The sequence below is a fragment of the Micromonospora vulcania genome, from assembly GCF_042658605.1.
GTDB lineage: Bacteria > Actinomycetota > Actinomycetes > Mycobacteriales > Micromonosporaceae > Micromonospora > Micromonospora vulcania.
This window is the reverse complement of record NZ_JBHSQS010000037.1, coordinates 1-18,900: the sequence shown is the minus strand read 5'-3', so window position 1 is coordinate 18,900 and position 18,900 is coordinate 1. Positions and strand designations below refer to the sequence as shown.

Here is an 18,900-nt window from a genome sequence, read left to right as displayed (position 1 = left end):
GCACGGTTCCCCCCGTGTTGCCGTCCGGGCGCGCCCCGCCCGGGATGCCGCGTCGCTCACCTCCTCGGCTCGGCGACCCGCGCGAGCAGCAGGCTCACGTTCTGGCCACCGAACCCGAACGAGTTGGTCAGCGCGTACTCCGGATCGGCCTTGCGAGGCGCGCCACGGATGTGGTCCGCCGGGCAGGCCGGGTCCGGGTCGTCGAGGTGGTACGTCGGCGGCAGCAGCCCCCGACCGAGCGCCAGCGCGGTGGCCGCCGCCTCCAGCACCCCGGAGGCGCCGAGCAGGTGGCCGGTGAGCGCCTTGGTGCTGCTGACCGGCACGCCACCGACGCCGAAGACGTCGGCCAGGGCCATGCTCTCCGCGATGTCGCCGAGCTTCGTGCCGGTGCCGTGCGCGTTGACGTACCCGACCGCCGCCGCGGGCACGGCCGCGCCGTCCAGCGCGCGGCGGATGCACGCCGCCGCACCGGCACCGTCCGGACGCGGAGCCGTCGGGTGGTACGCGTCGGTGGTCGCCCCGTAACCGGCCACCTCGGCGTACCCGGTGACACCTCGTGCGGCGGCGTGCTCGGCGCGTTCGAGCACCAGCAGCGCGGCACCCTCGGCCAGCACGAACCCGGTGCGGGAGGTGTCGAACGGGCGACTCGCCCGAGCCGGGTCGGTGCCCGCGCGGGCCAACGCCCGGGCATTGCCGAAGGTGTCGGCGAAGGTGGGGAACAGCGGCGCCTCACTCGCACCGCAGAGCACCACGTCGGCCTCTCCGGCCCGGATCAGCCGCACCGCGTCGGCGACCGCCTGCGCGCCGGAGGCGCACGCGGTGCCGACCGACGAGCTGTAACCCCGGATGCCGTGCGCGATGGCGATCCGGGCCGCCGGCATGTTGGGCAGGATCCCGGTGAGCAGGTACGGGCTGACCGCGGCCCGCCCCCGGGCCGCGCGCGCCAGCACCTGAGCCTCCAGGGTGGCCATCCCGCCGACACCGCCGACGATCACCGCGATCCGGTCCGGGTCGACGTCCCGGCCCACCTGGATGCCGGCGTCGGCGAGCGCGTCGGCCGCGGCGAGCAGCGCGAGCACCACGATCCGGTCCAGCACCCGGGTCTCCGGCCCGGACGCGACGCTGCGCGGGTCGATGTCCGGCAGCAGGCCGGCGACCTCCAGCGACTCCCGGGCCGGGTGCCCGTCCGGTGGCCGGGTCAGCCCGGACCGGCCGGTGGTCAGCGCCTCGAAGGTCTCCTCGACGCCTCGCCCGGCCGGCGTGAACAGGCCCATCCCGGTGATCACGGTGGTGGTCACGAGGGCGCCTCGGTGAGGTACCGCTCGCGCAGGGCGACCTTGCGGACCTTGCCGGTCACGGTGACCGGGATGTCGGCCGACCGCACCGGCACCACCCGGCGCAGCGTGCCGCCCACGTCCGGGCCGAGAGCGGCGCGTACCCGCTCGGTGCGGTCCTCGCCCTCGTCCGCGCCGACGGCGAGTTCCAGCAGCACGTCGGTGACCACCACGCCGTTCTCGGCGACGATCACCACGGTGCAGTCGGTCACGTCCGGGCAGGCGGCGAGGATCCGCTCCTCGGACAGCGCGGTGTAGTACCGCCGCCCGTCGCCCGCGTCGACCGAGTCCACCGCCCGGTCCAGGTGGTAGTAGCGGCCGTCGGCGTCGGCGTAGACCAGGTCTCCGGTGAGGTACCAGCCGCGCTGGCGGAACCGGTAGGTGGTGACCGCGTCGTTCCAGTACCCCCGGAACAGCGACGGCGAGTCGATGCCCAGGAAACCCACCTCGCCGGTCGGCACCGGCTCACCGTCGGCGTCGAGCACCGCGACCCGGGTGAACTGGTACGGCCGACCGATGCAGCGGCCGTACCGGTCGGTGTCGGCGCGGTGGGTGATGTGGAACATCGAGTGTCCCATCTCGCTGGAGCCCAGCCCGTCGATGAAGACCGAGCCGGGCACCCGGGCCACCCCGTCGCGGGTGACGGTGTCCCGCCAGCCGACCGCGACGAGCCGTCGGATGTGCGGCTCGTGCGAGCAGTCGCCGGTGTTGAACCACAGTCGCACCGAGTCCAGGTCGTACGCGGACAGGTCGAACCGGGCCAGCTCGGCCCAGGTGACCGAGAAGCCGAACACCCCGTCCGGACGCCAGCGTTGGATGGCGTCGAGCACCCGCTCGCCGCCCTGCTCGGACAGCAGGAACATCTCGGCCCGGTTGCCCAGCGCCTGGTTGACCATCAGCACGGTGGCGGTGTGTGGGGCGGGCAACGCGTTGAGGATCCGCTTGGTGCCCTGTGCCTGCGGCATGGTGAGCAGGTGCCGGGTGGCCGCGAACAGGCTGGCGTGCGAGTGCAGCACCGCCTTGGGCACACCGGTGGTCCCGGAGGTGTGGGTGATCACGATCGGATCGTCGGGGTGGTGCCGGTAGTGCGCCGGCGCGGCGGACGGGTCGCCCGTACCGGCCTGCGCCGGCGTGCCGAGCAGCGGTACGCCGAGGTCGTGCCCGGCCAGCAGCTCGGTGTGCGCGTCGTCGGCGAGTACGCCCACGCCCCGCAGCCGACGGATGTACTCGGCGGCGATCTCCGGGCGGAGCTTGCCGTTCATCAGCGCCGGGATCGCTCCGAGCCGGGCCAGTGCCAGGAAGCTGAGCACCATGTCCGCGGCGGCGGTGGCCCACACGGCGACCGGGTCACGGGGGCGTACGCCGCGCTCGTGCAGCCAGGCGGCGCGGGCGGCGACCCGCTCGTCGAGCCGGCCCAGCGACAGCGGTACCTCAGCCGGGTGCCCGTCGACGGCGGTGTCGAAGGTCAGCCCGGGCCCGTCCGGGTCGGCGCCGTGCGCCAGCACCCGGGCCAGGACGTTGCCCGCGCCCAGTTCGGTGTCGGCGGCCAGCGCGCCGCGCAGTCCCGGAGTCCTCATGGTCGTGCTCCTCCCCCCAGCAGCACCGCGACCGCCTCGGTGGACGCGTCGGGTGCCTGTTCGATCAGGATCAGCAACACCTCGTCGGCGTCGCCGTCGTACAGCAGCAGGTCCGCCTCGGCGATGCCGTCGGCGCGTGGGTCGCCGGTCGGGCTCAGGCAGACCACCGGACCGCGCAGCCCCCAGCGGGCCGCGAGGTGCCCGGCGACGCTGTTCGGGACGGACTGGAAGAAGAACAGTGGGCCGACCCGCCCGCCGGCGTCGACCGTGGCCCGGACCTGCTCGGCGCTGGCCCGGTCCCCGCTGGCACTGACCAGCACGACAGCGGTTCGCACATCGGTCGGCACCGGCGCAGCCCGGTACCGCCGCCGCAGACACCGCTCGGCAACGGCCACCACGGTGGGCGCGAATCCCGAGTGGACGAAGCCGGCAACCCCCGGAGCGGCACCGTCCTGCGCCCCAGACCACCGAGCCTCGGCGAGAACGGCGACCCGGGCCCCCGCCCTCGGCCCCGGCGATCTTGCGGCTCCGGTCGCCGATTCGCGCACTTCGCCCTGTTCGTCCGAGCGGGAAGTGCACGATCGCGGAGAGCGGGCATCGGTGGGGGTCACGGGAGGCCGACCAGGAGGGCGGTGTTGGCTCCGCCGAAGGCGGCGTTCAGGGTCAGGGCGTGGGTCGGGGCGGTGGGGTGCGGGGTGGTGGGGTGCGGGGTGGTGGTGATGACGTTCAGTGGGCAGTGCTCGTCGGGGCCCTGCCAGCCGGCGTTGACCGGCAGGTCGCCAGCGCGCAGGGCCAGCGTGGTGACCACCAGTTCGAGCAGCCCGGACGCCTCCAGCGCGTGCCCGTGCCGCGACTTGGTGGAGCTGACCGGGACCTGTCTGGCGTACTCGCCGAGGGCCCGACGCAGCGCCGCCGCCTCGGCGGCGTCGCTCTGCGCGGTGCCGGTGGCGTTGGCGTTGACGTACCCGATGGCCTCGGGCGGCAGCCCCGCGCGGCGCAGCGCCGTGCCGACCGCCCGGGCCAGCCCGGCACCGGTCGGGTCCGGCTGGCACGGGTGGAACGCGTCCCCGGCCCGCCCCCAGCCGGCCACGGTGGCCACCGGCTCGGCCCCGCGCCGACGGCCCGCCGCGCTGGCCTCCAGCACCACCGCGGCCACGCCGTCGCCGAGCAGCAGCCCCCGGCGGCCGACGCTGAACGGCCGGACCACACCGTCGACGGCGAGCGCCCGACCGGCGTCGAAGAGCGCGAACTGATCCGGCTCCACGAGGTAACCGGCGGCCACCACCACCCGGTCGAGATCGCCCCGGCCGATCAGAGTGGCCGCGTCGGCCACCGCCGTGCTCGCCGAGACGCAGGCGCTGGTGTAGACCCGGGTACGCCCACCCAGTCCACACCGGGCGGCGAGCTGGTCGGCCAACGCGGACGCGTCCGGACCGCCGTGCACCGCGAGCAGCAGCGCGCACGCGGCTCGCTGGACGCGGTCCAGCCCGGCTGCGCGGCAGGCCTCCTCGATCGCGTCGGCCAGCTCGTCGGGGAGTGTGCCGACGTCCGGCAGGGTGGCCGCCACGGTGACCCGGCGAGCGGCGGTGTCGAATCGGCGTACCGGACCGAACGTCGGCGAGCCGGCGAGCTGCGCTTCCCCGCCCCGGCCCAGGGCGCTGACCGCGTGCATACCGGTGAGCTGGGCGGTACGCGGCTCAACCATCTGCGGGGGCGGTCAACGACGCCCGGAACACCGCCACGGCGTCGTCGACGGTACGGATGCCGGCCAGATCGTCGTCGGTGAGGTCGAGCCGCCGTTCGTAGCGCTGCTCGACCAGGTGTACCAGCCAGGCGAGTTCCATCGAGCCGATCCGGTCGGGCACCTCGGCGGCGGGTTTCGCGGTGAGTTCGGCGAGCATGGTCAGCAGGTCAGCTCGCCCCAGATCGGGCTGACCGGTCATCAGGCGTTGTCGCTCGTCGCCTCGGCGACGCGGTCGGCGACCATGGTGGTGAACTCCCCCACCGTCATCAGAGCCAGCTTCTCCGACTCGTCGTCGGCGAACGTCAGGCCGTACCGGTCCTCGACCCGGACGGACAGGTCAGCCAGGGCCAGCGACTCCAGGTCGACGCCGGACGGGCCGAGCGTGGTGTCGTCGTCGAGCCCCTCGACGTCGTAGTTCATGTCGGCGAGCTGCTCGACGACGAAGGCACGGACCTCGGCTCTCATGGTTACCCTCTCTGGGTGGGCCAGCTGACGGCGTCCGATCGGGACACCGTGCACGTGTGGGTCGACCGGGCTGCCGGCGGTCGGCCGGTTCCGGCTGGGCGGCTGCTGCGGCAGGCGGGTGCCGCGCTGCTCGGCCGCGTGGAGGCGGAGCTGGTGGTGGCGCATCGCCCCGACGGCAGCCCGGTGGTCCGGGTCGACGGGTCGATCGAGCTGCCGGTCAGCGTCAGCCGTACCGGCGGGATCGTGGTGGTCGCCGCCCGCCGGGCCGGCCCGGTCGGTGTGGACGTGGAACACATCCGTCGGCTGCCCGCGCTCGCGCTGGCCCGCCGCTGGTTCGGGCCGGCCGAGCTGGCCTGGCTGACCGGCCGTCCCGAGACCGACCGGGAGGTGGACTTCCTTCGCCTGTGGACCGCCAAGGAGGCGGTCGGCAAGGCACTCGGCCGGGGGCTGCGCGATGGCGGGCTGCTCCGGCGGATGCCCCCGCCGCTCGGCCCCGGGCTGGCACTGCGGCCGGTGCCCGGCAGCGGGACCCTGTGGGTCGGCCACCCGGAGCTGGGCGAGGATCTCGTCCTGGCGGTCGCGGTGCACGCCGCCACGCGGGTCGAGGTCGAGCTGGTGCAGCGGGCCGGTCACGGCGTCGCCGCCGACCGCAACGCGTCCACCGAGCGGACCAGCTTGCCGGTGGTGGTGCGGGGCAGCTGATCGAGCAGGTGCAGCACCCGGGGGCGCTTGTAGCCGGCCAGCCGCTCGGCGAGCAGCTTGTCCAGCACCTCCTCGGACAGCGGCCCGTCCGGCTGGACGTAGGCGGTGATGCCGTCGTCCCAGACGACCACGGCGGTGGCCACCCCGGGCAGCTCGGCGACCGTCGACTCGACCTCGGTCAGGTCGACCTTCATCCCGCCCACCGAGACCTGCGAGTCGAGCCGGCCGCGTACGGTGACCAGACCCGTCTCGGCGTCGACGGTGCCGGCGTCCCGGGTGTGCAACCAGCCGTCCGACCAGCGGGTCGGGTCGCTCAGCCCGACGTACGGCGAGGCTGGGCAGGAGACCCACAGCTCACCGTCGGCCTCGCGGACCTCGATGCCCGGCGCCGGGCTGATCGAGGGCCGGTGCCGCCCGTACAGGTCGGTGCCGATCACCCCGACCTCGGTCATCCCGTACATGTTGCCCAGCGGTACGCCGTACCGGTCGGTGAACGCCCGGGCCACCGCGGCGGGCACCAGCTCACCACCGGTGGTCATCCGCTTGAGTTGCGGCAGCGGCCCGGTGGGCCGGGTGGAGGCCAGCAGTCCGATGTGGAACGGCACACCCAGCACGGTGGCCGGCGTCGTGCCGGCGGCGATGGAGGCCAGCACGGCGTCGCCGCTGAGTCGCTCCGGTGGGACCAGTTCGACACCGGCGTGCAGGCCGTAGAGCAGACCACCGACCAGGCCGAGCACGTGCACCATCGAGGGCAGCAGGATGATCCGCTCGCCGGGCAGCGCCACCCCGTCGATCCGGGTGTAGCGGTGCACCTCGGCGACCAGGTCGGCGGCGGTACGGCCGATCACCTTGGACGGTCCGGTGGAGCCGGAGCTGAGCTGGATCACGGCGTGGCCGCTGACGGCCGGGCGGTCGGCGTACCGGGTGACGCTCTCGGTGACGTCGACGAAGATCCGCAGCGCCCCACCGCCGGTGCGCAGCGGCGCGACGACCACCTGCGGGGTGAGCCGGACCAGCGCGCGGTCCACCTCGTGATCGGTCAGCCGGTGGTCGAGCAGGATCGCCTGTGCCCCGGCACGCCAGGTGGCGAGGAGGTTCACCACGTACGCCAGTGACGGCGGCAGCCGCAGCGCGGCGGCGCCCCCGGGACGCAGCCCGGCCGCGACGAGCCGGTCCTGCGCGGCGGTGACGAGCCGGTGCAGTGTGGACCGGTCGATCGGCTCGGGCAGCCGGAGACAAACGTCGGCTGGGCGTCCCGCGAACAGGACTTCGTCCACCCATCCGGGGTCTGTCGCCGTAGGATTTTCTGCCGCCACTGCCGTTCACCGCCCAGCATCAAAGAGGGCAAATCTGCCCATCGCGTACGCCTGTCGGGGTGCTGCGGGGAACCTTACGACTCCCACCGGGGCATAGCTAGATGCAAATGGCTAGATCAGAAAGGGCGGCCGGCCGGATTGCCGACAGTCCGTTCGACAGGCAGTATCAGGCGGGTAAGCCGGCATAGCGTCACCGTCGGATGACTCATCGTGCGTACGGTGTGCGACCCCAGCCGGACGGCCGATGGCGGCTCGCGCGGTGGTGGCCGATCGTGCTCGTTCCACGAAATAGTGGCCTGCGCCCGCAGGCGAGGCCACTATTTCCAGGATCGAGCGCGCTCAGCCTCGCGGCGCCGGTGCCGTCGCGGGCATCGGCGCTAGGACGGGGGTCGGCGTGGGTGTCTCGGCGTGGATGTGGAAGCGCAGCGAGCGGGCGTCGGTGAAGCACTCCCGCATCGGGCGCACCAGATCCCGGTGTTCGGGACTGCGCTCCCAGCTCTCGAAGTCGGCCAGGCTCGCCCACTCGCTGGTGATCAGCCACTGCTCCGGGTCGGTCGACGACCGGCAGACCTGGTCGACCAGGTGCCCCGGCACCCCGCCGGCGACCAGGTGCCGGACCGCCTCGTACGCGGCGAGGAACTCGTCGGTGCGGGAAACCGGCACCCGTACCAGAAAGACCACCCGGGCCCGCTGCTCACTCATGGCGTCACTCCCCTCACCGGCGCGGCCCCCCGCAGGACCAGCGCGCTGTTGAAACCGTCGAAGCCCCGCGCGCAGACCAGCGCGAACCGACTGCGCGGCCGGCGGTGCTCGCGTAGGAAATCCAGCTCGCACCCCTGCGCCACGTCGTCCGGGCCGGCGGACGCGGGCAGCGTGTCGTGCGCGAAGGCGAGCAGCGCGGTGGCCGCGTCCAACGCCGAACCACCCTGGTACGCGCGCCCGGTCAACGACTTCTGCGTGGTCACCGGGGGCGGCCGGTCGGCGAACACGGCGCGCAGAGCCTCGGCCTCGCTGCGGTCGTAGCGGGGCACCCCGAGGGCATCCGGGAGCACCACGTCGATCGACGCCGCCGCGACACCGGCCCGGTCCAGGGCCAGCCGCATCGCCCGGGCGTACTGCACCGGGTCGCCGGCGCTGTCCGCCGTGGTGTGCGCCGCGTCGTGCGTGGCACCCCAACCGCTGACCTCACCGTAGATCCGGGCGCCTCGGGACAGCGCGTGCCCCAACTCCTCGACCACGAACACCGCGCCCCCCTCGGCCGGCAGGTAGCCACTGGCCGAGCGGTCGAACGGGCGGTAGGCCCGCTCCGGATCGGACACGTCGCTGAGCAGCCCGGAGCGCAACTGGCAGGCCAGCGCGTACGGGCTCAGCGGGCACTCGGTGGCCCCGGCGATCACCACCGGGGTGCCTCGGCGTACCGCGCGGGCGGCGTGCGCCAGGCTGTCCAGCCCACCGGCGGCCTCCGCGACCAGCACGCCGCTGGGGCCCTTGAACTGGTGGTGGATGGAGAGCTGCCCGACGCTGGCCGCGTAGAACCAGGCGATCGACTGGTATGCCCCGACCGTGCGCGACGTACCGCCCCAGAGCCGTTGCAGCTCCCGCTGGCCGAACAGGTTGCCGCCGGACGAGCTGGCCAGGGTCATCGCGTAGCCGTACGGGTCGGGTGCCCGCTCGGGCAGCCCGGCGTCGGCCAGCGCGAGCCGCGTGGCAGCGAAACCGAGGTGTGTCCACCGGTCGGTCTGCACCAACTGCCGACTGTCGGCGTACCCGTCGGCCGCGAAGTCGGGCACCTCCCCGCCGAAGCGGGTCGGGTAGCCGGCCGGGTCGAAGAGCGTGATCGGCCCGGTCCGCCGGGTGCCGGCCAGCACGGTACGCCAGTGCGCGTCCACGCCGATGCCGCTGGGTGCGACCACGCCGATGCCGGTCACCACGGCCCGGGCCGTCACGCCGGCACCGCCCCGGACAGTCGGCGGAACACCATGGCCGACTGGAAGCCACCGAATCCGCTGCCCACCGACAGGGCCACGTCCACCGGGACCTCCCGCGCCTCGTTCGGCACGTAGTCCAGGTCGCACTCCGGGTCCCGGGTGGTCCAGTTGGCCGTGGGTGGCACCACGCCGAACTCGATGGCGAGGGCGCAGGCGGCCATCTCGATCGAGCCGATCGCGCCGAGCGAGTGCCCGACCATCGACTTGATCGAACTGATCGGCACCCGGTACGCGGCCTGCCCCAACGCCCGCTTGAACGCCGCGGTCTCGTGCCGGTCGTTCTGTCGGGTGCCCGAGCCGTGCGCGCTGATGTAGGAGACCTGGTCGGGGCCGATCCGCCCCTGCTTGAGCGCGTCGGTGACGGCCAGGCCCATCTCCAGCCCGTCCGGCCGCAGCCCGGTCATGTGGTAGCCGTTGCTGCGGCTGGCGTAACCGGCCACCTCGCAGTAGACGTGCGCGCCGCGCCGCCGGGCGTGCTCGGCCTCCTCCAGCACGAGTACCGCCCCGCCCTCGGCCAGCACGAAGCCGTGCCGGTCGGCGTCGAACGGACGGGACGCGTGCGCCGGATCGTCGTTGTCCGGGCTGGTCGCCTTGATCGCGTCGAACGAGGCGACGGTGACCGGCGATATCGGCGAGTCGGCCGCGCCGGCCAGCATCACGTCGGCCTCACCGTCCACGATCATCTGGTGGGCGTACCCGATGGCGTCGATGCCGGAGGTGCAGCCGGTGGAGACCACCTGCGCCGGGCCGTGCAGCCCGTGCCGGCAGGCCACGTCGGCGGCGAGGCTGCTGGGCACCAGTGCCTGATAGAGGTACGGGCCTCCGGTCGCGGCGTCGACCAGCCAGCGCCGGCCGTGCTCGCTGACCGTCACGTACTCCTGTTCCAGGGCCATCGTGCCGCCGACGGCGGTGCCGAGCACCACCCCGGCCCGGTCCCGTTCGGCGTCGGTGAGTACCAGCCCGGCGTCCGCGACCGCCTCGACGGAGCAGGCCAGCGCGAACTGCACGTACCGGTCGGCCCGGCGTCGCTCGGCCTCGGTGAGTCCCGCGGCGATCGGGTCGAAGTCGCATTCGGCGGCGATCTGCGAACGGAACGCCGACGGGTCGAAGAAGCTGATCCGCCGGGTGGCCGTACGCCCCTCGGTGATCGCCTTCCAGAAGCGGTCCCGGCTGGCGCCGCCGGGGGCGACCACCCCGATGCCGGTCACCACCGTGCGGCGTCCGGTCATGACCCGCCCCGCTGCTCGACCAGCTCGGTGTCGACGTGTCCCAACTCCGGGCGCGGGGCCAGCGGACCCAGGTGGAAGACCACCTCGGCCGGTTCGACGCCGGTGTTGCGCAGCCGGTGCCGCACGTTCACCGGCACGAACAGCGCCTCGCCGGCGGCCAGCAGCGTCGCCTGGTCGTCGAGGTCGACGGTGATGGCGCCGCGGGTCAGATAGAGAAACTCCTCGCTGTACGGGTGGTAGTGCTCGGCGATCCGCTCCCCCGGCGCGAGCGTGGCCACCCCGAGGAAGCCCGAGGTGCTGCCGACGGTGCGCGGGCCGAGCAGGACGCGCAGCTCACCGCCGCGCCGCCGGTCGGCCGGTACGTCCGCGGCGGCGATCGGGCGGGTGCTCAGGTCACTCATCGCCGGCCTCCGTCGACTGGTCGTCGGCCGTCGGACGGCCCTGGTCGGCGTACTGCCGGGCGGCCCGCTCCACCCGGTCCTTGATCACCCCGAGCTGGATGACGCTGTTGGTATTGATCCGCTCGGTCATCGCGGCGTTGTCCACCGGCGCGGTCGGCTTCATCGCGAAGTCCTGCACCCAGGTCATCCGGGTGCCGCCGGCCTCCTCGGTGTAGCGCCAGTGGATGCGCATGTACTCGAAGGGCCCGGTCTCCACCCGGTGCGCCCGGACCTGCCGGCTGACCGGGTCGGCGGTGCGTTCACTGACCCAGCTCCAGGCCACCCCGTTCTCGTCGGGGTACATGGTGAGGCGGAACCTCACGGTGTGCCCGTCGCGGTGCAGGATCTCCACCACGGCGTACTCGGTGAACAGCTCGGTCCAGTTCGCCACGTCGTTGGTGATCTTCCAGACCAGGGTCAGCGGCGCGTCGACGAACACGCTGTTCTCGGTGTGCCCGGGCGGGTCGGCGCGGCGGCCGACCAGGTCGGCCACCGCCGAGATGCTCAGCTGCCCGGCCTGCTCCGGTATCTGCACCTGCCACCGGTCCGCCACGACGGCGGAGAGCTCGAGCAGGGCGAGCGAGTCCATGCCAAGCTCCTCCAGCGACGCGGCGGGCGCCCGGGACGCCGCGTCGGCGTCCAGCCCGCAGTGCGCCACCAGGATGTCGGTGATCTCGGCGGTCAACGGGCGACCATGGGTGACGGTCATCGGGTCCTCCTGTGGGTTTCGTCGGGCGCCGCGACGGGCGCGGTACGCGGTACGGGGGTGACCGTCGACCGCTGCGCGGGCACCGGGCCGGGCGCGGCGAGCAGGCGGTCGACCAGGCCGGTCGTGTAGCGGCCCTTGCGGAACTGGGCGTCGTCGAGCACCCGCCGGACGAACGGGATGGTGGTGCGCACGCCCGGCCCGGCGATGTCGAACTCCTCCAGGGCGCGTTCCAGCCGGTTGAGCGCCAGCTCCCGGTCGGGCGCCCAGACCGCGACCTTGGCCAGCAGCGAGTCGTACCAGGGGCCGACCACGTAGCCGGTGTACGCGTGGGTGTCCACCCGGGTGAACGGGCCACCGGGCGGCACGAACCGCTCCAGCCGACCGGGGGTCGGGGCGAAGCCACGCTCCGGGTCCTCGGTGTTGACCCGGCACTCCACGGCGACGCCGTGCAGACGGATCTCCTCCTGCCGCCAGCGCAGCGGCACCCCGGCGGCGATGTGCAGCTGCTCGTGCACCAGGTCGATCCCGGTGACCATCTCGGTGACCGGATGCTCCACCTGGATCCGGCAGTTGATCTCCAGGAAGTGGAACCGCTCCTCGGCGTCGACCAGGAACTCCAGCGTGCCGGCGCCGACGAAGCCGACCTCCAGCGCGCCCCGCAGGGCGGTTTCCGCGATGGCGTCAAGGTTGGCCGCCGGCAGCGCCGGCGCGGGCGCCTCCTCGACCAGCTTCTGGTGCCGGCGCTGCACCGAGCAGTCCCGGGTGCCCAGGTGCACGCCGTTGCCGTGGCTGTCGCAGAGCACCTGCACCTCGACGTGCCGGGCCTCGGTGAGGTACCGCTCGACGTACACCCGGTCGTCACCGAAGGCGGCCTGTGCGGCGGCCCGGGTGCGCGCGTACGCCCGGGCCAGGTCGCCCGGGGTGTGCACCACGGTCATCCCCCGACCGCCGCCCCCGGCGGCGGCCTTCACCATCACCGGATAGCCGATGGCGTCGGCCACCTCGGCCGCAGCTGCGGCGGTCGGCACCGCCTCGACGCTGCCCGCCGGCAGCGGCAGGCCGGCGCGGCTCATCAGGGCCCGGGCCGACGACTTGTCGGCCAGCGCGGCCATCACCGCGGGCGGCGGCCCGATGAAGACCAGCCCGTTGTCCGCGCAGATCTCGGCGAAGTCGGCGTCCTCGGAGAGGAAGCCGTAGCCGGGGTGCACGGCCTGTGCGCCGACCTGTCGGGCCGCCTCCACGATGGCGGCGGCGTTGAGGTAGCTGCGCCGGCTCGACGCCGGCCCGATCCGGACCGCCTGGTCGGCGAGGCGTACGGCCGCCGAGTCGGCGTCCGCGGCGGAGTAGACCACCGCCGTCCGTACGCCGAGTTCCCGGCAGGCCCGGAGCACCCGCAGCGCGATCTCGCCACGGTTGGCGATGAGCACGGTCTCGAACATGGGTCTCCCACCCAATTCGTCAGGCCGAATCCAGTTCGACCAGCGGCTGGTCGAACTCCACCGGTTGGCCGTCGTCGACGAGTACCGCGACCACCCGGCCAGCGCGGTCGGCGACCACCTCGTTCATCAGCTTCATCGCCTCCACGATGGCGACCGGCTGACCGGGACGGACCAGGTCGCCGACCGCGACGAACGGTGCGGCACCGGGCTCCGGCGCCCGGTAGAACGTGCCGACGATCGGCGCCCGGACCGTGGTTCGCCCGGGCACCGACGGCCGGATCAGCGTCGTCGGCACACCGTTGGTGGGCGTCGGACGGCCATCGGACGGCGGTGTGGCCACCGCCGGTGACGGCCCCGCTGGCGGCGCAACCGGGTACCACTCCACCTCCAGCACGGTCGGCCCGCTGCGCAGCCGGATCCGGCGCACCGGCCCGGTGAGCTCGGCGATCAGCTCGCGCGCCTGCCGGCGCAGCCCAGCCAGCACCTCCTCGGCAGCAGCAGCGGCAGCAGCGGCAGTGGCGGCAGTGGCGGCGTCCGGCGGACGGTCCGCGTCGAGGCGTACCCCGGGGGTGTGGTGCAGGCGGGCACCGTCGTGCCCGGCGGGCGTCCCGGCGTCGGTCATCGTCCGGTCGCCGACCGGCCCGGCGGTCATCGGGCACCGGCCCGGGCACCGACACGTGCCGAGCCGAACCGGCGGAACCGCTGGCGGCGACGGCGCACCAGCGTCGCGGGCGGCACGTCCAGCAGCGGCAGCAGGTTGGCCAGCAGCGCGGCGCGGAGCCGGCGGGCGGTCTCGGTCGGGTCCTCGTGCGCGGCCGTCGCCGGCTCCGGCACGATCTCGTCGACCACACCGAGTCGGCGCAGGTCGGGCGCGGTCAGTCGCAGAGCCCGGGCCGCCTGCGGCGCGGCGGACCGGTCCGGCCACAGGATGGCCGCGCAGCCCTCCGGGCTGATCACCGAGTAGACGGCGTGCTGGAGCATCAGCACCCGGTCGGCGACCGCCAGGGCCAGCGCGCCACCGCTGCCGCCCTCGCCGGTGATCACCGCGAGCACCGGGGTGGGCAGCACGGTGAGGGTGAGGATGTTCTCCGCGATGGCCGCGGCCTGGCCCTGCTCCTCGGCGCTCACCCCCGGGTCGGCGCCGGGGGTGTCGACCAGGGTCACCACCGGCAGGCCGAGCCGGGCGGCGAGGCGCATCAGCCGCAGCGCCTTGCGGTGCCCGGCCGGGCTGGCCATGCCGAAGTTGTGGGCGACCAGTTCCGCCGTGGTGTGCCCCTTCTGGTGGCCGATCACCATCACGTGCCGGCCGTCCAACCGGGCCACGCCGCCGACCACGGCCGGGCAGTCCCCGCCGAGCCGGTCGCCGTGCAGCTCGACGAACCCGTCGAAGACCGAGTCCAGATAGTCGAGTGTGGTCGGTCGTCCGGGGTGCCGGGCGGTCCGTACGGTGTCCCACGGGTCGGGCGCCGCCAGGTCGGCGGCGCCGGCCCGAACGGCCGACCGCTCGCCGAGCGGGTCGGGGCCGTCCGCCGACCGCACCACGTCCGGGCCGTCGCCGGCCGGAGGCTCGCGGCGCGGCGCCGACTCCTGCCGGGGTACGGGCGGACGGGCCGGGCGGTCGGCGCGGGTCGCGGCGAGCAGGGCAACCAATCGCCCGCGCAGCGACCGGCGCTGCACCACCATGTCCACCTGACCGTGTCGAAGCAGGAACTCGGCGGTCTGGAAGCCGTCGGGCAACGCCCGGCCGGTGACCTGACGGATCACCCGGGGGCCGGCGAAACCCATCCGGGTGCCACTCTCGGCAAGGACCAGGTCGGTGTTCGTGGCGAACGACGCCGCGACCCCGCCGTAGGTCGGATCGGTGAGCACGCTGACGGTGAGCAGACCCGCCTCGCGAAGCCCTGCGATGGCCTGGCTGACCGTGGCCATCTGCATCAACGACAGCGCGCCCTCCTGCATCCGGGCGCCGCCGGAGGCGGTGACCAGGATGAGCGGGGTGTGGTCGTCCAGCGCCCGCTCGGCGGCCAGCGTGATCAGCTCACCCACCGCGCAGCCCAGGCTGCCGCCGAGGAAGCGAAAGTCCATCACCGCCAGTACGGCCGGGTGCCCGCCAATGGTGGCGGTGGCACAGACGACCGCCTCGGTCAGCCCGGTGGCCGCCCGGGCGGCGGTGAGCCGGTGCGGGTACGGCAGCACGTCGACGAAGCCGATCGGATCCGCCTCGGGCAGGCTGTCCGGCAGCAGACACAGCGATCCCTCGTCGACGAGTTGGCGCAGGCGTTCCGGCGCGGCGAGTCGGGAGTGCGCGCCGCACTCCGGGCAGACGTCCAGGTTGCGCCGCAGCCGTTTGCGGTAGAGCAGGCTCGCGCAGCCGGCACAGCGGGACCAGAGCTGCTCCTCGCGCGGCGCGGTGGCCGTCACGACCGTCGCCCGGCGGGCTCGGCGTCGAACCGGTAGAAGCACTGCGCCATGGCGTCGCGCGGTGAGCGCCAGGTCGGCAGGTACGGCGACACGTACGGCCGCAGCCGGTCACTGACCCGGATGAACTCGGGATGGCCGCGGGCGGCCTCCACCGCTCCCTGCGCCGGTTGTTCGGTCTCCAGCAGGTGCACGTAGAGGTCGTGCAGTCGGTACAGCGAGCGGTGCCGGACCCCGACCAGGCGCGGCAGCTCCGTCGCGTCCGACTCGGCGAAGATCTCGGCGACCCGCTCCTCGGCGGTCGGGACCACCTTCGCGACGATCAGCGATCGGTCCATGGCTGTGCCTCCCCCACACGGCGTCCCGGCCGGCGGCGGGTGACCTCCGGACACGCTGGACGACTGCCGACACGATGCGTCAGTCGTCGTCACGGCGGCGTCACCGTGCCGACCCCGCCTGCAACGCTGGATGGTGACGCTGCGTTGACGCAACCTGTGCATCAGCTATGCGTTCGCCGATAATCACGACGGTCAGGAAATGAGTTTTGGCAGTTCAGAACCGATCTCATGGTCGGTCGACGCCGAGAGCGTGCCGATGTCCACCGTTGACTCAACGTGACTGCTATTGATAATCTTCAGCGTGGTCAGCCCGGCGGCCCCGGCAGACGGGGCCGCGCCCCGGCAGCCACTGTCGACCCCCACCGGCGCGGGTCGACGGTGGCGTCACGGGCCGCCGATCCGGGACACAGCAGACAGTCGGGACGAGTGTTCCGCAGGGGGTACCGCCGTGGCCGCTGATCCGTCCGTGCCGACCGCCGGAGATCCACCCGAGACCGGCGTCTCGTTGCACCTGCTCGGCGGCTTCCGGCTGCTGCACGGCCCGGCGCCGGTCGTGGTGCCGCGCGGGCTGCAACGGGTGATCGCGCTGATCGGGCTGCGCCCCGATGCCACCCGCAGCCAGTTGGCCGGGCTGCTCTGGCCCGACGCGCCGGAGGAACGGGCGCTGTCGTCGCTGCGTACCGCGCTGTGGCGGCTGCGACAAGACCCGTGCTGCCCGATGACCGTCGCCGGCGACACCGTGCGGCTGGGCCCGGGGGTCGGGCTCGACGTGGACGACCTGGTCGGCACGGCGGCCCGGGTCCGGGACGGCGACGACCCGCGGATCGCCGCCGGGGCGCTCGCCGCCGGCCGGCACGACCTGCTGCCCGGCTGGTACGACGACTGGGTGCTGCTGGACCGGGAACGGCTGCGCCAACTGCGCCTGCACATGCTGGAGCGGGTGGCCGGGCAGCACCTGGTCGCCGGGCGGCACGGCGAGGCGCTGGAAGCCGCCCTGGAGGCGATGGCCGCCGAGCCGCTGCGCGAGACGCCACACCGGCTGGTGGTACGCATCCACCTCGCCGAGGGCAACGCCTTCGAGGCCGTGCACGCCTTCTACGTCTACCGCGACCTGCTGCGTCGGGAACTGCGTGTGGAGCCCAGCCCGGCGATGAGCGCCCTGCTCAACGACACGCTCGCGCCGATCCGCGAGGCCAGCCGGGAGGCCGCCGTCGGCCGTCCGTCACCGGCCGGTCGGCGTACGTGACGGTGATGTGACAGGCCCTGCGGCACGGTGGGCGTACAGGAGCAGTGGCCGCCGGCGCACGGGCCGGGGACGCCACCGGCGAAAGGGGTCCCATGAGTCGTCTACTGATTGTCAGTCGGATCATCCCGGGCGCGGAGGGGCGGGTCGCGCAGATCTTCGCCGAGTCCGACGGTACCGAACTACCCGGTCTGACCGGCGTCACGCACCGGTCGCTGTACTGCCTGCACGACCTGTGCGTACACCTGATGGAGACCTCGGACGTCGAACCGGACGCCCTCGCCGCGGCCCGCAACCACCCGCTCTTCCAGCAGGTCAACGAGCGGCTGTCGGCGCACACCTCGCCGTACCTGCCGACCTGGCGTTCCCCCCGGGACGCGATCGCCGGATGCTTCTACCGGTGGGACGCCGCCGAGGCGCCCGCCGCGCACCCGGCCGGCTGAGCGGACGACCGACGTGCCCAACCCGCCGCACGTTCTGATCATCGGCGCCGGCACCGGCGGGCTGTGCCTGGCGCAGGGGCTGCGCCGGGCCGGGATCAGCGTCGCCGTCTACGAGCGGCACCGCCACCGTGCCGAAGGGCTGCTCGGCTACCGGGTGGGCATCGGCCCGACCGGTAGCCGGGCACTGCGGGACTGCCTGCCGCCGGGCCTGTTCGCCACGTTCCTGGCCACCTGTGCCCGGCCACCGCGCTACTTCAACGTGGTCACCCAGAAGTTGAGCGAGGCCGCCTCGTTCGAGCTGCGGCCGGACGCCGACCCGGTGCACACCGAGCACTCGGTGGCCCGGATGACGCTGCGCCAGGTGCTGCTGACCGGCCTGACCGACGTGGTGCACTTCGACAAGACCTTCGTCCGGTACGACCAACGCGACGACCGCACCGTCACCGCGTACTTCGCCGACGGCAGCACCGCCACCGGAGACCTGCTGGTGGCCGCCGACGGCACGCACTCGGCGGTCCGCCAGCAGTACCTGCCGCACGCGGTCATCCGCGACGCCGGCACCATCAACATCGCCACCCGGATCCCGCTCACCGCGTACACCCGGGACCTCGTTCCGGAGCGGGTACGACAGGGCATCTCGCTGATCTTCGGTACCGGCGGGATGATGGGCGTGCTGCACGTGATGGAGTTCAAGTGGGACGCCGAGCGGGTGATCAAACCCGGTGTCGATGACGCCGACGCCGCGGTCCTGCGCGGTTGGCCCGGCCTGAGCCACGACACCACGACCGACAACATCAACCTGATCATCTGGAGTACGGCCCGCCGCTTCCCCGCCGACGTCATGCGGCGTCGGGGCGAGGAGCTGATCCAGCTCGCCCTGGATCTCACCCCGAACTGGCATCCCCACCTGCGGGAGCTGCTCAGTCGCGGCGATCCGGGCAGCGCCCTGCCGATCAAGGTGGCCACCTCCGAGACGGTGCCGCCCTGGAAGAGCAGCACGGTCACCCTGCTCGGCGACGCCATCCACACCATGACCCCGGGCCGCGGGGTGGGCGCGAACACCGCGCTGCGCGACGCCCGCCTGCTCTGCCAGCACCTCACTCGGGCGGTCGCCGGCGACAAGACGCTGCTCGACGCGGTCGCCGACTACGAGGCGGCGATGCTGCCGTACGGCTTCGCGCGGGTCACCGAGTCGCTGAACCGCAGCGGCACCAGCGGCGATGACCGGATGTACCGGCCGGTGGTGGGCCGGCTCGCGTTACTCGGAGCGCGCGGCTACTTCGGGGTGACCAGCCGGGTACCCCGGCTACGCCGCAAGTTCGTCGACGACTTCCACACCTACGAGGGCGACCAGGACTGATCCCAGTCCAACCGACCCGGGCCCGGCGGCGTTCGCCGGACCCGGGTCCAGTCACGTACACCGCCAACCAGGACACGTGGTAACCCGCCGCCACCCCTCCCCTCTCCCCCGTCGATCTAGGGCATATCGCTGCTAGTGGATCTCGCTGCACAGCG

The 18,900-nt window shown here is 73.6% G+C and carries 20 protein-coding genes; 4 read left to right on the top strand and 16 right to left on the bottom strand.

Annotation, left to right across the window (positions count from 1 at the left end; translation table 11 throughout):
* Positions 1–56: 56 nt before the first annotated feature.
* From ACFQGL_RS30490 to ACFQGL_RS30465, 6 genes are read right to left on the bottom strand one after another with little or no spacing between them, the layout of a single operon-like run.
* Positions 57–1,298 (bottom strand): beta-ketoacyl-[acyl-carrier-protein] synthase family protein, encoded by a 1,242-nt coding sequence (locus ACFQGL_RS30490; protein ID WP_377516095.1) that lies wholly within the window; start codon positions 1,296–1,298, stop codon positions 57–59.
* The gene (locus ACFQGL_RS30485) at positions 1,295–2,911 is read right to left on the bottom strand and encodes a class I adenylate-forming enzyme family protein (protein ID WP_377516094.1); all 1,617 of its coding nucleotides are present in this window, start codon (positions 2,909–2,911) and stop codon (positions 1,295–1,297) included. The genes ACFQGL_RS30490 and ACFQGL_RS30485 overlap by 4 nt, the downstream gene beginning before the upstream one ends.
* Positions 2,908–3,459 carry a beta-ketoacyl synthase chain length factor gene (locus ACFQGL_RS30480; RefSeq protein ID WP_377516093.1) on the bottom strand — a complete coding sequence of 184 codons (552 nt, stop codon included), beginning with the start codon at positions 3,457–3,459 and terminating at the stop codon, positions 2,908–2,910. The genes ACFQGL_RS30485 and ACFQGL_RS30480 overlap by 4 nt, the downstream gene beginning before the upstream one ends.
* 59 nt (positions 3,460–3,518) lie before the next feature.
* Positions 3,519–4,616: a beta-ketoacyl synthase N-terminal-like domain-containing protein gene (locus ACFQGL_RS30475; protein WP_377516092.1), complete on the bottom strand. Its 1,098-nt coding sequence runs from the start codon at positions 4,614–4,616 to the stop codon at positions 3,519–3,521.
* On the bottom strand, positions 4,609–4,854 hold the full coding sequence (locus tag ACFQGL_RS30470) for an acyl carrier protein (protein WP_377516091.1): 246 nt from the start codon (positions 4,852–4,854) through the stop codon (positions 4,609–4,611). The genes ACFQGL_RS30475 and ACFQGL_RS30470 overlap by 8 nt, the downstream gene beginning before the upstream one ends.
* Complete coding sequence (locus tag ACFQGL_RS30465) at positions 4,854–5,120, bottom strand: acyl carrier protein (RefSeq protein WP_007460627.1); 267 nt, start codon at positions 5,118–5,120, stop codon at positions 4,854–4,856. Before ACFQGL_RS30465 ends, ACFQGL_RS30470 begins: the two co-directional genes overlap by 1 nt.
* Before the next feature lie 15 nt (positions 5,121–5,135).
* On the opposite strand from ACFQGL_RS30465, the gene ACFQGL_RS30460 reads away from it, so the two are divergent.
* The gene (locus ACFQGL_RS30460) at positions 5,136–5,822 is read left to right on the top strand and encodes a 4'-phosphopantetheinyl transferase family protein (RefSeq protein WP_377516090.1); all 687 of its coding nucleotides are present in this window, start codon (positions 5,136–5,138) and stop codon (positions 5,820–5,822) included.
* Here ACFQGL_RS30460 and ACFQGL_RS30455 read toward each other — a convergent pair.
* From ACFQGL_RS30455 to ACFQGL_RS30410, 10 genes are all read right to left on the bottom strand, one after another.
* Positions 5,750–7,099, bottom strand: a complete 1,350-nt coding sequence (locus tag ACFQGL_RS30455) for a class I adenylate-forming enzyme family protein (RefSeq protein ID WP_377516089.1) — start codon at positions 7,097–7,099, stop codon at positions 5,750–5,752. The two genes, ACFQGL_RS30460 and ACFQGL_RS30455, sit on opposite strands and share 73 nt — an antisense overlap.
* Positions 7,100–7,477: 378 nt before the next feature.
* Positions 7,478–7,840 carry an antibiotic biosynthesis monooxygenase family protein gene (locus tag ACFQGL_RS30450; protein ID WP_377516088.1) on the bottom strand — a complete coding sequence of 121 codons (363 nt, stop codon included), beginning with the start codon at positions 7,838–7,840 and terminating at the stop codon, positions 7,478–7,480.
* Positions 7,837–9,084 carry a beta-ketoacyl synthase N-terminal-like domain-containing protein gene (locus tag ACFQGL_RS30445; RefSeq protein WP_377516087.1) on the bottom strand — a complete coding sequence of 416 codons (1,248 nt, stop codon included), beginning with the start codon at positions 9,082–9,084 and terminating at the stop codon, positions 7,837–7,839. The genes ACFQGL_RS30450 and ACFQGL_RS30445 overlap by 4 nt, the downstream gene beginning before the upstream one ends.
* On the bottom strand, positions 9,081–10,355 hold the full coding sequence (locus ACFQGL_RS30440; protein ID WP_377516086.1) for a beta-ketoacyl-[acyl-carrier-protein] synthase family protein: 1,275 nt from the start codon (positions 10,353–10,355) through the stop codon (positions 9,081–9,083). Before ACFQGL_RS30440 ends, ACFQGL_RS30445 begins: the two co-directional genes overlap by 4 nt.
* Complete coding sequence (locus ACFQGL_RS30435) at positions 10,352–10,756, bottom strand: cupin domain-containing protein (protein ID WP_377516085.1); 405 nt, start codon at positions 10,754–10,756, stop codon at positions 10,352–10,354. Before ACFQGL_RS30435 ends, ACFQGL_RS30440 begins: the two co-directional genes overlap by 4 nt.
* The gene (locus tag ACFQGL_RS30430; protein ID WP_377516084.1) at positions 10,749–11,504 is read right to left on the bottom strand and encodes an SRPBCC family protein; all 756 of its coding nucleotides are present in this window, start codon (positions 11,502–11,504) and stop codon (positions 10,749–10,751) included. The genes ACFQGL_RS30435 and ACFQGL_RS30430 overlap by 8 nt, the downstream gene beginning before the upstream one ends.
* Positions 11,501–12,943, bottom strand: a complete 1,443-nt coding sequence (locus ACFQGL_RS30425) for an acetyl-CoA carboxylase biotin carboxylase subunit (protein ID WP_377516083.1) — start codon at positions 12,941–12,943, stop codon at positions 11,501–11,503. The genes ACFQGL_RS30430 and ACFQGL_RS30425 overlap by 4 nt, the downstream gene beginning before the upstream one ends.
* Positions 12,944–12,962: 19 nt before the next feature.
* Complete coding sequence (locus tag ACFQGL_RS30420; protein ID WP_377516082.1) at positions 12,963–13,595, bottom strand: acetyl-CoA carboxylase biotin carboxyl carrier protein; 633 nt, start codon at positions 13,593–13,595, stop codon at positions 12,963–12,965.
* Positions 13,592–15,364: an acetyl-CoA carboxylase carboxyltransferase subunit alpha gene (locus ACFQGL_RS30415; RefSeq protein WP_377516081.1), complete on the bottom strand. Its 1,773-nt coding sequence runs from the start codon at positions 15,362–15,364 to the stop codon at positions 13,592–13,594. Before ACFQGL_RS30415 ends, ACFQGL_RS30420 begins: the two co-directional genes overlap by 4 nt.
* The gene (locus ACFQGL_RS30410; RefSeq protein WP_377516080.1) at positions 15,361–15,699 is read right to left on the bottom strand and encodes a TcmI family type II polyketide cyclase; all 339 of its coding nucleotides are present in this window, start codon (positions 15,697–15,699) and stop codon (positions 15,361–15,363) included. The genes ACFQGL_RS30415 and ACFQGL_RS30410 overlap by 4 nt, the downstream gene beginning before the upstream one ends.
* 448 nt (positions 15,700–16,147) lie before the next feature.
* Here ACFQGL_RS30410 and ACFQGL_RS30405 point away from each other — a divergent pair, with 448 nt between their 5' ends.
* The 3 genes from ACFQGL_RS30405 (at position 16,148) to ACFQGL_RS30395 (ending at position 18,745) form a co-directional block, all read left to right on the top strand.
* Positions 16,148–16,945, top strand: a complete 798-nt coding sequence (locus tag ACFQGL_RS30405; RefSeq protein WP_377516079.1) for an AfsR/SARP family transcriptional regulator — start codon at positions 16,148–16,150, stop codon at positions 16,943–16,945.
* Positions 16,946–17,037: 92 nt separating this feature from the next.
* A complete protein-coding gene (locus tag ACFQGL_RS30400; RefSeq protein ID WP_377516078.1) occupies positions 17,038–17,385 on the top strand; it encodes a TcmI family type II polyketide cyclase in 348 nt (115 codons plus the stop codon).
* Positions 17,386–17,398: 13 nt separating this feature from the next.
* Positions 17,399–18,745, top strand: coding sequence for an FAD-dependent oxidoreductase (locus ACFQGL_RS30395; RefSeq protein WP_377516077.1), 1,347 nt, complete (start codon positions 17,399–17,401; stop codon positions 18,743–18,745).
* Positions 18,746–18,900: the final 155 nt, after the last annotated feature.